Genomic DNA, 10,108 nt, shown 5'->3' with positions numbered 1-10,108 from the left:
GTGCCGGCCGGGGTTGGGGTGCGCCGGCCGGGCTGGGTTGGGGTGCGTGTGCCGGGCTGGGTTGGGGTGGCCGAAATCTTTTCTTCCGTCGGTGCCCTCGACTGTGCGTGAGGGCCGTGTGACACTACCGCCCGGTCGTGACGGCAGACCGGGCGAGTGCGGCCCCGCAAGGGCTCGGCGCCCCGGCGAGGGAGGCGTGGATGAGCCTGGTGGAACTGATCGCGCGGGCCGACGAGCGCGGACTGGCCGCCAGCGGGTTGGCTTGTCTTGATCGGTGCGTGCCGCTGCTCGGCGGTGACGACGAGGTGCTGCGCCCGCTGTGGGCCGGCCTGGCCGAGGACCCCGGCGACGCGGCCGGGCGCGACCGGTGGGCCGAGGGGCTGGAGCAGGCACGCGGCGCGCTCGGCACCGCCGGGCCGGACACCGCCGCCCCGCGGGACGCCGGCGCCGCCGTCGCGCGGGCCGAGGACGAGGCCGCGCTGCTGGCCCGCCGGATGCTCGCCGCCGCGCCCGCCGCCCGGTCCGCCGACGAGATGCGCCGCTGGGCCGACGCCTGCTCGGTCGCCTCCCTGCGGATCCACCGGCTGCTGGACCCGGCCGCGGACGCGGCCCCGGCCGGTACCGGCCCCCGGGCCCTGGACGCCGTACGCGCGCAGGACATCCCCGCCGCGGCCCCCGCACCGCGCGTGTCCCCGCTGGTCGCCGCCGAGCTGCGCCGTCAGATCACGGTCCTGGAACTGCTCACCGGGCACGGCCCCGCCGGTCTGCGCCAGGCCCGGGAGGTCTGCACGGAGGGCCGCCGGGTCCTGCGCGCGGTGGTGTCACGGCGGGCGCGGGGGCGGGCCTGACAGGGCGGGCCTGGCGGGGCAGAGCCCGACAGGGACGGGCGGCCGGAGCGGCGAGAGAACCACCGGATCGGGCGCGGGTTGTGTGTCCGTCCTGCGGGAGAGGTGCGCCGGTCCTGCGCGGGTTGCCGAAACCGCCCGGATCGGCGTGACACGGCAGGCGCCGGCGCCGCTCTCCTCTGTGTGACGACACAGGAAGCAATGACTCGGCAGGAAACCAGGCCGCACGCCGCGACCAAGCCGGCGCGATGGGCGGCGGACACCGTGGCGACCATGCGCGAGGGCGCCCGGCTGCGCCTGGACTACTCCGCGCGGAGCCTGTGGCGCGTCGACCGGATGATCGAGGACATCCGCCGCGAGGGCGCGCCGCGCGCGGCCGTGGAGAGCGTGCTGCGCGGTTTCGGCGCCTACGCCGGCGAGGTGATCGTCCGCGCGTGCGGGGCGGAGTGGTGGGCGTCCGGCGGCGAACACTGGATCCGCACCCCGGACGGACGGCTGTGGGACCCGATCGACGAGGCCCGGCGCTGCTTCGGCGGCCACGGGTCGCTGCGGCTGCTGTGCATGGACGCACTGGCCGGCCGGAGCGTCCGGCACGGCTGATCCGCCCGGCAGCGGTCAAGGCAACGGCCGGGGCCGCCACCCCCCACAGGAGAGGCCCCGGCCGTCGCGCGACACGGGCCGCGCCGCGGCCCGTACTTGCTACAGCGCCATGAGTGCGTTTTCTGTCACACCCGGTTTCCAGCCGACCACCGAAGTGGTTTGGTTGCATTTTGTACGGCCATGGACGGCGGACGGTTTCAGGCCGTAACGTGCCTTTCGCGTCAAGCGCGGAACATGCATGATCACTGCAATCATCGACGGCGGCGCCGCCGCAGAGGATCTTGCTCGACCTATTGAGGAACCACGGGTGCTGGGGGACGACGCGGAGCTGACCGCCGCGGTGCTTGCGGCACAGGACGGGGACGAGACCGCGTTCCGGACTGTGTACCGCAGCGTGCACCCGCGACTGCTCGGGTACATACGCACACTGGTCGGCGATCCGGACGCCGAGGACGTGGCCTCCGAGGCGTGGCTGCAGATAGCGCGGGACCTGCGGCGCTTCAGCGGCGACGCCGACCGGTTCCGCGGCTGGGCCGCCCGGATAGCGCGCAACCGCGCCCTGGACCACATCCGCATGCGCGGTCGCCGCCCCGCCATCGGCGGCGACGAAACGGAACTGACCGGCAGGCCCGCCGAGTCCGACACCGCGAGCGAGGCCATCGAGTCCCTCGCCACCGGCACCCCCCTCTCCCTCATCGCCCGCCTCCCCCAGGACCAGGCCGAAGCCGTCGTCCTGCGCGTGGTCATGGGCCTGGACGCGAAGACCGCCGCCGAGACGCTCGGCAAACGGCCGGGCGCCGTGCGCACCGCCGCACACCGCGGCCTGAAGCGGCTCGCGGAACTGCTCGGCGCCGAACCGGAACGCGCCGACGGACTCGATGCGCTGCCATCTCCCGGAGAACCGCGGGGCCCCGCGGTGACGTCCGCCGCTGTGACGCATACGCGCGCCCGGACGCAGAAGGACATGTGATGGCCGACGAGCAGTACCGATGGCTGGACCGCGACATGGCGGAGCGCCTGCTGCGCGGTGAGCCACCGGACACCGTCGACGCCGCCGTCCGGGCCCGGGCCGAACGGCTCGCCGGGGCCCTGGACGCCCTCGCGGCCGGGCTCCGCGGTGAGCCGTCCGCCGCGGAAGCGGAACTGCCCGGCGAGGCCGCCGCCCTGGCGGCCTTCCGCAAGGCCCACGCGGAGGCGGAGGACGCCGCGCGGACCGAGCGGGCCGGCACGGGCGGGGCCGCACCCGCCCGGCGCACCGGGGTCCCGCCCACCGACGCCGGCCTGGTCCGTCTCGGCGCCCGCTCGGGCATCCGGGCGCCCGAGCGGGCGCACCCGCATCCCTCTCCCGCAGGGCGGACCCGCCGCCCGGCCTGGCGCCGCCCCGTGCGGCTGGCGCTGTCCGCGGCACTGGCCGCCGGGGCGATCGGCGGGGTCGCGGCGGCCACGACCGGCGTGCTGCCGACGCCGTTCGGTGGCGACCGGCCCACCCCCACCGCCTCGGTGTCGGCCCAGGCCACTCCCGACGGTCCCGCCGCGCCCTCGCCGGGCACCGCTCCGGGCGCCGGGCCGCACACGCCCGCGTCCGGCGGCGCCACGCCGAGCCCTTCCGGCCGCGTGGGCCCGGACGCCGCGCGCGGCGACACCACCGCGGGCGGCGGGAGCAGGCTCGCCGACGCCTGCCGCGACCTGCGCGCCGGAAAGGCCCTGGGCGAGCAGCGCAAGGACGTGCTGACGAAGGCGGCCGGCGGCACCACGCGCGTCGGGGCGTACTGCGAGGGCCTCCTCGACGCGCCCGGCGACCGCGGCTCCGGGCAGGGCGACGACTCCGGTGGCCACGGCGACGAGCACGCCCCCGCCCACGGCACCCCCGGCAACAGCAGCAACGCCTGGAGCAAGAACGACAACAGCGGCAGCAACGGCAACAACAGCAACAGCAACGGCAGCAACGGCAAGGGCGGCAAGAGCGGCAACGCCGGAAACAGCGGCAACGGCGGCAAGGGCGGCAAGGGCGGCAACGGCGGCAGCGGCAGTAAGGGCGGCAGCGGCGGCAAGTCCGGCCGAAGCGACCCGAAGGAACAGAACGTCCTGAACGGCCAGGGCGGTCAGGGCGGTCAGGGCGCCGGTCAGGCAGGCCCCGCGGCCGGGCAGAACGGCAAGAACGGCGAGAACGGCGAGAACGGCAACGGCAGCAAGGGCGGCGCCGGCGGCGGACACGGCCAGAGCGGCGGTCAGGGCGGCGGCCGGGGGGGCGGGACCGGCCGGGGCGCCCAGAAGGGCGGCGGCGGCCGGTCGGGTGCTCACCGGCCCTGACCGCCGCTCTCCCACGCGTCCGCGCATCCGCGCATAGGGCCGCTGACCTGCGGCGATGCGTCCGCCGAAAAAATCTCCGCGCGAGGTGTGACGTTTTCGGCGGCCCCGGCGCAGTAATGAGTGGCCGACTGGTCATCGGCCGGAGCACGAACGCCGGGGTTCCCCCCGTACCCGCGGCTCGTGCGTCGGCGCGGGCGGGCCACGTTCCCCCGGTCCCGCCCGCGCCCTTCTCCCCGTCTCCCGGCCCGCGCGTCATCTCGGGCGTCACCAGTGGACGACGACCTTGTCCCCCACCCGCACCTGCGCGAACAGCCGCGCGATCGCCGTCTCGTCCCGTACGTTCACACAGCCGTGCGAGCCGCCCGCGTAGCCGCGGGCCGCGAAGTCGTAGGAGTAGTGCACGGCCTGGCCGCCGCTGAAGAACATGGCGTACGGCATGGGCGAGTGATAGAGCGTGGACACGTGGTGGCGTGATTTCCAGTAGACGTGGAACACACCTTCGCGGGTCGGCGTGGCGTCCGTCCCGAACCGCACCGCCACCGTGGACACCGTCCGCCCGTCGACCATCCAGCGCAGCGTCCGGCTGGTCTTGTCGATGCACAGCACCCGCCCGGTCAGGCAGCGCGGGTCGGGTGCGCCGGCCGGCTGACCGCCCATCAGGTACAGCTCCCACCTGCCCGGTTCGTGCGTCATGGCCAGCAGCCGCTGCCAGGTGACGGTGTCGGTGCGGCCGGTGCGCGGCAGGCCCCGCTTGCCCTGGAAGCCCGCCACGGCCCGCTCGGTCAGGTCGTCGTAGCTGCCGGTCGGGCCGTCGCTCAGCCAGGCGACCTGGCGCAGCCGCGCCTGCAGTTCCCGCACCCCGGGTCCGCTGTCGCCGCGCGCCCACAGGGTCCGCGGGGCGACGGTGGGGGTCGGGCTCGGCGGGGCGGCAGAGGGAGCGCCCGGTGCGGCAGGCGGCGCCGAGGACGGGTCGTCGTCCGGCCCGGCGGTGTCCTCGGCCCGGCCGGCGGGGGAGTGGTCGCCGGGCGGGCGGGTGGTCGGGATCTCGATGTGCACCGGCGAGCGCGGGCGGCCGTCGGTGTCGGCGCCGGTGTCCGTGCCCGGCGTCCGTACCGTGCAGCCGTAGACCGCCGTCAGTGCCACGGCCGCCGCAACAGCGGCGCTCGTCCTTCTCATGCCTCCGCCACGCATGCGCTTCACCCGCCGTCTCACCGGCGCCGTGCCGTGCCTGGCCGTCATCGGCCGTCCCCGGCCGGGTCGCGCGTGCCAGGCCGCGTCACGTCGCCGTCGCCCAGTCGTCCGGTCCTGCCCCAGTGCTCTCGGTGCCGTGGTGCAGTGATGCCGTCGTCCACGTGGTGCAGTGGTGCAGTAGTCCACGCCATGTCTCCCCACACGTGACCGTCGGTGAACCAGGGGGCATGGTGGGAAGCGACAGCGGAAGGCGGGAATGCATGGACCGGCCCCGGCACGGCAGGAGGCCGCTCTGTGAGCAAGGTCCCAGCGTGGGGCACTCCACCGGGCGCACGGCCGCCACTACAGTCCGTGCCGAGGGTCGGCCGTACGGGCGGGTAACTGGCGAGTAACCAACAAGGCGGAGGCACAACCATGGCGCGCGAGTCGGAGTCCGGGCTGCCGATCGAGCCGGTCTACGGGCCGCAGGACCTGCGGGGATGGGATCCGACGCAGAAGCTGGGGGAGCCGGGCGCGTATCCCTTCACGCGGGGCGTGTATCCGACGATGTACACCGGCCGCCCCTGGACCATGCGCCAGTACGCCGGGTTCGGCACGGCCACGGAGTCCAACGCCCGGTACAAGCAGCTGATCGAGGCGGGCACGATGGGCCTGTCCGTCGCCTTCGATCTTCCCACCCAGATGGGCCACGACTCCGATGCTCCGATCGCGCACGGCGAGGTCGGCAAGGTGGGTGTGGCCATCGACTCGATCGACGACATGCGGGTGCTGTTCGACGGCATCCCGCTGGACAAGGTCTCCACGTCGATGACGATCAACGCCCCGGCCGCTCTGCTCCTGCTGCTCTACCAGCTGGTGGCGGAGGAGCAGGGCGTGCCGGCGGACAAGCTGACGGGCACCATCCAGAACGACGTGCTCAAGGAGTACATTGCGCGCGGGACGTACATCTTCCCGCCCAAGCCCTCGCTGCGGCTGATCGCGGACATCTTCAAGTACTGCCGGGCCGAGATCCCGAAGTGGAACACGATCTCGATCTCCGGCTACCACATGGCGGAGGCCGGCGCCTCGCCCGCGCAGGAGATCGCCTTCACCCTGGCGGACGGCATCGAGTACGTGCGCACGGCGGTCGCGGCCGGCATGGACGTGGACGACTTCGCCCCCCGTCTGTCCTTCTTCTTCGTCGCCCGCACGACGATCCTGGAGGAGGTCGCCAAGTTCCGCGCGGCCCGCCGGATCTGGGCGCGGGTGATGAAGGAGGAGTTCGGCGCGCGGAACCCCAAGTCGATGATGCTGCGGTTCCACACGCAGACGGCCGGGGTGCAGCTGACCGCCCAGCAGCCGGAGGTCAACCTGGTCCGCGTCGCCGTGCAGGGTCTCGCGGCCGTCCTCGGCGGCACCCAGTCGCTGCACACCAACTCCTTCGACGAGGCCATCGCGCTGCCCACGGACAAGTCCGCGCGCCTGGCCCTGCGCACCCAGCAGGTCCTCGCCTACGAGACGGACGTGACCGCGACCGTGGACCCGTTCGCGGGCTCCTACGTCATCGAGAAGATGACCGACGACGTGGAGGCGGCCGCGCTGGAGCTGATGCAGAAGGTGGAGGACCTCGGCGGGGCGGTCGCGGCCATCGAGCGCGGCTTCCAGAAGAACGAGATCGAGCGCAACGCCTACCGCATCGCCCAGGAGACCGACTCCGGCGAGCGCGTGGTGGTCGGCGTCAACCGCTTCCAGCTGGACGAGGAGGAGCCGTACGAGCCGCTGCGGGTCGATCCGGCGATCGAGGCCCAGCAGGCCGAGCGGCTGGCGAAGCTGCGCGCCGAGCGGGACCAGGCGGCCGTCGAGGTGGCCCTCGCCGCCCTGAAGAAGGCCGCCGAGGGCGAGGACAACGTGCTGTACCCGATGAAGGACGCCCTGCGGGCCCGGGCGACGGTGGGCGAGGTGTGCAACGCGCTGCGGGAGGTGTGGGGGAACTACGTCCCCAGCGACGCCTTCTGACGCCGTCCCCGGCGGCGGCGTCCGACGCCCGTCTCGCCCTGCGAAATCCCGCCCGGAGTGTCGTACCCCTGTGCGACACTCCCGCCATGTTCGGCGTCATCGATCTGCCCACCTACCTGGCGGGACTCGTCCTCATCGTCCTGCTTCCCGGGCCCAACTCGCTCTATGTGCTGTCCGTCGCCGCCCGGCGCGGCGTGCGCGCCGGGTACACCGCCGCGGCGGGCGTCTTCTGCGGGGACACCGTGCTGATGACGCTGTCGGCGGCCGGGGTCGCCTCCCTGCTCAAGGGCAACGCCGTGCTGTTCGGGATCGTGAAGTACGCCGGCGCCGGATACCTGACCTGGCTGGCGATCGGCATGCTGCGGGCGGCCTGGGGGATGTGGCGCACCCGGCGCGAGCGGGCCGCCGCCGAGCAGCCCGAAGGGGCCGCCGCCGCGCCCGCCCACGAGCGGCCCTACCGCCGGGCCCTGGTGGTCAGCTTGTGCAACCCCAAGGCGATCCTGTTCTTCGTCGCCTTCTTCGTGCAGTTCGTGGACCCGGGCTACGCCTACCCGGCCCTGTCCTTCGTCGTCCTCGGCGCCTTCGCCCAGCTGGCCAGCTTCCTCTACCTCAGCGCCCTGATCTTCGGCGGCACCAAGCTGGCCGCCGCCTTCCGCCGCCGCAAGCGGCTGTCGGCCTGGGCGACGTCCGCGGCGGGCGCGCTGTTCCTGGGCTTCGCGGTGAAGCTGTCGCTGGCCGGTTCGTGACCGGCGGCGGCCGGCCGGTGCGATGGGGTCGGTCGGCCGGTGCGGTAGGGCGGTCCGCCGGTCCGGGAGGGCCGCCCGGTCATGGCCGGCTCGGCGTCAGCGCAGCCCGAACCGGGCCAGGTACGCCGTGAGCCCGTCCGCCGTGGCCTCCTTACCCGCCCAGCCGACGTAACCGTCCGGGCGGACCAGGAAGATGCCGGAGCCGTACGACGCCGGGGCGGCCGGAAGGCTCCGCACCCCGGCCACCGGCGCCTTCGCGCCCAGCAGCGTCCAGTGCGGCCCGCGGAAGGCGTCGAAGAGGCGGACGCCGTCCACCGTGCCGTCCGGGGCGCGGTCGCCCGCCCGGATCCCGTCCGGGGCGTGCCGCGTCTCCTCGCTCAGCGACGACTCCCGGTAGCCCAGCCCGAGTTGCACCGTCGCCTCCCCGCGCCGCACCTCGCCGCGGTGCACCCGGGTGGACAGGCCCAGCATCTCGGCCGCGTTGCGGCGGCGCTCCTCCTCGTAGCTGTCCAGCAGCGTCTCGGTGGCCCCGTCCCGCAGCACCGCGCCCAGCTTCCAGCCCAGGTTGTAGGCGTCCTGGACGCTGGTGTTCAGGCCCTGGCCGCCCGCCGGCGAGTGGACGTGCGCGGCGTCGCCCGCGAGGAGGACCCGGCCCACCCGGAAGCGGTCCGCCAGGGCGGCGCGCGGACGGAAGGCGGAGGCCCAGCGCAGCCGGGTGACCGCCGCGGCGTCCAGGTGCGTGCGGGCGGCGACGAGCGCGCGGACGCCGTCCAGGGTCGGCTCGGGATCGGCGTCCTGCGGCAGGCGTGCCGCCAGCTGGAAGTCGTCCGTCCCGGCCAGCGGGCACAGCATCACCCCGGTGCCGTCGTCCGCGGGGAAGGTGTGCCAGTGGTCGCGGTCCAGGCCCCTCACCCGCACGTCCGCCACCAGGAACGGGTTCGGGTCGACGGTCTCCCCGGCCATGTCCACTCCCAGCGCGCGCCGTACGGCCGAGCGGCCGCCGTCGGCCGCGACCACGTACCGGGCGCGGACGGTCCCGCCGTCGGCGAACTCGACGGTGACGCCCTCGGCGTCCTGCGCCAGGCCCGTCGCCTCGCGTCCGAACGCCACCTCGCCGCCCAGGTCCGCCAGCCGTGCGCGCAGGATCTCCTGCGTCCGCCACTGCGGGACCATCCACGGCTCGGTACAGGGCGCGCCCTCGTCCGCGGCCACGGCGTCGAACATCGGCTGCACGCCGACCCGTTCGCCGTTCTTCCACACCATCCGCACCGGGTACGGGCCGCCGTGCGCGCGGATGGCGTCCAGTACGCCGAGGTCGTCGAAGACCTCCAGGGTGCGCGGCTGGATGCCCTTGCCGCGCGAGCCCGGGAACAGGCCGTCCGCCCGCTCCACGACCAGCGCGTCCACCCCGCGCCGGGCCAGATCGATGCCGAGGGTGAGGCCGGTCGGACCCGCGCCCACGATCAGGACGTCCATCGCACTCTCCTTAACGACGTTAAGTGCTGAGGGCGACGAGCGTGCCTTTAACGCTGTTAAGCTGTCAAGTGTGGCTACGGAACGACGCACGCCCCTGGACCGCGCACGGGTGGCGGACACGGCGCTGCGGCTGCTGAACGAGGTCGGCCTGGACGGCCTGACCCTGCGCACCATCGCCCGCGAGCTCGACGTGAAGGCGCCCGCGCTGTACTGGCACTTCAAGGACAAGCAGGCGCTGCTCGACGAGATGGCCACGCAGATGTACCGGCGGATGACCGCCGGCACCGTCCTCGACCCCGCCGACACCTGGCAGGAGAGGCTGCTGAAGGTCAACCGCGGGCTGCGCACCGCCCTGCTCGGCTACCGCGACGGCGCCAAGGTGTTCAGCGGCTCACGCTTCACCGGCATCGACCACGCCCGTGAGCTGGAGGAGAACCTGCGCTTTTTCACGGCCGCCGGTTTCACCCTCGCCCAGGCCGTCGACGCGGTCCGGACGGCGCGCCTGTTCACCCTCGGCTTCGTCACCGAGGAGCAGGGCGTACGCCCCCTGCCGGGCGAGCGCCGGGAGGGGTACGGGATCGAGGAACGCGCCCGGCGGATGGCGGACTTCCCGCTCGCCGCGGCGGCCGGCCGGCTGCTCTTCGACGACTACGACCGCCAGTTCGAGGACGGCCTGGCCCTGGTGATCGCGGGTATCGAGGCCCGCTACGGGATCACCTGATCCCGCGCGGGCCCGTACCACGGGCGAGCGCGGGCTCAGGGGATCCCGCCGCGCCCCCCGACGCACGCGAACACCTGGGCCAGCCCGTCCCCGACCCGGCCGCCGCCCGCCGCCCAGGGCCCCCCGCCCGCCGCGGCGCCCGCCGCGTCGCCCGCCCCGCGGCCCGCGGGGGCGCGCGGCCCCGTTCCGGCCGGCGCCCGCCCCCGGACGGGGGCCCACCCCCG

The 10,108-nt window shown here is 74.5% G+C and carries 9 protein-coding genes; 7 read left to right on the top strand and 2 right to left on the bottom strand.

The window, feature by feature from the left end; all coding sequences use genetic code 11:
- Positions 1-200: 200 nt before the first annotated feature.
- The 4 genes from GV126_RS15240 (at position 201) to GV126_RS35790 (ending at position 3,755) form a co-directional block, all read left to right on the top strand.
- Positions 201-848, top strand: a complete 648-nt coding sequence (locus GV126_RS15240; protein WP_159666775.1) for a hypothetical protein — start codon at positions 201-203, stop codon at positions 846-848.
- Between the two features lie 198 nt (positions 849-1,046).
- Complete coding sequence (locus tag GV126_RS15235; protein WP_159666772.1) at positions 1,047-1,445, top strand: hypothetical protein; 399 nt, start codon at positions 1,047-1,049, stop codon at positions 1,443-1,445.
- Positions 1,446-1,752: 307 nt separating this feature from the next.
- Positions 1,753-2,415, top strand: a complete 663-nt coding sequence (locus GV126_RS15230; protein ID WP_159673728.1) for an RNA polymerase sigma factor — start codon at positions 1,753-1,755, stop codon at positions 2,413-2,415.
- Positions 2,415-3,755, top strand: a complete 1,341-nt coding sequence (locus tag GV126_RS35790; protein WP_201299847.1) for an extensin — start codon at positions 2,415-2,417, stop codon at positions 3,753-3,755. Before GV126_RS15230 ends, GV126_RS35790 begins: the two co-directional genes overlap by 1 nt.
- A gap of 264 nt (positions 3,756-4,019) precedes the next feature.
- On the opposite strand, the gene GV126_RS15225 is transcribed toward GV126_RS35790, so the two are convergent.
- On the bottom strand, positions 4,020-4,931 hold the full coding sequence (locus GV126_RS15225; protein WP_236570002.1) for a L,D-transpeptidase family protein: 912 nt from the start codon (positions 4,929-4,931) through the stop codon (positions 4,020-4,022).
- A 429-nt stretch (positions 4,932-5,360) separates the two neighbouring features.
- Here GV126_RS15225 and GV126_RS15220 point away from each other — a divergent pair, with 429 nt between their 5' ends.
- Together GV126_RS15220 and leuE are read left to right on the top strand one after the other, a co-directional pair.
- Complete coding sequence (locus GV126_RS15220; protein WP_159666766.1) at positions 5,361-6,941, top strand: acyl-CoA mutase large subunit family protein; 1,581 nt, start codon at positions 5,361-5,363, stop codon at positions 6,939-6,941.
- 86 nt (positions 6,942-7,027) lie between these two features.
- Entirely contained in the window at positions 7,028-7,687 is a 660-nt protein-coding gene (gene leuE / locus GV126_RS15215; RefSeq protein ID WP_159666763.1) for a leucine efflux protein LeuE, read from the top strand.
- A gap of 96 nt (positions 7,688-7,783) precedes the next feature.
- Here leuE and GV126_RS15210 read toward each other — a convergent pair whose 3' ends face one another.
- Entirely contained in the window at positions 7,784-9,163 is a 1,380-nt protein-coding gene (locus GV126_RS15210; protein WP_159666760.1) for an FAD-dependent monooxygenase, read from the bottom strand.
- A 70-nt stretch (positions 9,164-9,233) separates the two neighbouring features.
- Between GV126_RS15210 and GV126_RS15205 the strand changes: the two genes are divergently transcribed.
- Entirely contained in the window at positions 9,234-9,884 is a 651-nt protein-coding gene (locus tag GV126_RS15205; protein ID WP_159666757.1) for a TetR/AcrR family transcriptional regulator C-terminal domain-containing protein, read from the top strand.
- Positions 9,885-10,108: the final 224 nt, after the last annotated feature.

Source organism: Streptomyces mexicanus, from assembly GCF_902506575.1.
Classification (GTDB): Bacteria; Actinomycetota; Actinomycetes; order Streptomycetales; family Streptomycetaceae; genus Streptomyces; species Streptomyces mexicanus.
This window is presented reverse-complemented; position numbering and strand designations above follow the sequence as displayed.

Coding starts and splice junctions, on each gene's coding strand:
- leuE (WP_159666763.1), top strand. CDS start 7,028: ATGTTCGGCGTCATCGATCTGCCCACCTACCTGGCGGGACTCGTCCTC.
- GV126_RS35790 (WP_201299847.1), top strand. CDS start 2,415: ATGGCCGACGAGCAGTACCGATGGCTGGACCGCGACATGGCGGAGCGC.
- GV126_RS15210 (WP_159666760.1), bottom strand. CDS start 9,163: ATGGACGTCCTGATCGTGGGCGCGGGTCCGACCGGCCTCACCCTCGGC.
- GV126_RS15240 (WP_159666775.1), top strand. CDS start 201: ATGAGCCTGGTGGAACTGATCGCGCGGGCCGACGAGCGCGGACTGGCC.
- GV126_RS15225 (WP_236570002.1), bottom strand. CDS start 4,931: ATGAGAAGGACGAGCGCCGCTGTTGCGGCGGCCGTGGCACTGACGGCG.
- GV126_RS15235 (WP_159666772.1), top strand. CDS start 1,047: ATGACTCGGCAGGAAACCAGGCCGCACGCCGCGACCAAGCCGGCGCGA.
- GV126_RS15220 (WP_159666766.1), top strand. CDS start 5,361: ATGGCGCGCGAGTCGGAGTCCGGGCTGCCGATCGAGCCGGTCTACGGG.